The organism is Janibacter sp. CoH_79_TC_3, assembly GCF_058197955.1.
The window spans coordinates 1-268 of record NZ_JBXWIV010000100.1 but is presented as its reverse complement, the minus strand read 5'-3'; the positions used below and the strand labels follow the sequence as shown (position 1 = coordinate 268).

General features: G+C 43.3%; 1 protein-coding gene. It reads right to left on the bottom strand.

Going from position 1 to position 268, the window contains the following annotated elements:
* Positions 1 to 229: Na/Pi symporter (locus AC2FA3_RS15240; RefSeq protein ID WP_490510322.1), on the bottom strand; the 229-nt coding region annotated here is incomplete at its 3' end.
* Positions 230 to 268: the final 39 nt, after the last annotated feature.

The window sequence follows — 268 nt, the reverse complement described above, 5'->3', positions numbered from 1 at the left end:
CGGTAATGCAGGTTCCGATATTTTGTCCAAGAATAATCGGAAATGCGTTTGATACGCTTATGCTTCCGGTAATCGCAAGTGCTTGGAGTATACCTACCGATGCAGACGAAGACTGAATAATCGCAGTAAGCACAGCACCGAATAATACGCCGAGCAAAGGATTAGAAAACATAGTAAGTAAATCGGTAAAAGCCTTTACTTCTTTGAGCGGCTCTACGGCAGTTGTCATAGTTGTCATACCGAAAATCAAAACCGAGAAACCGAGGAG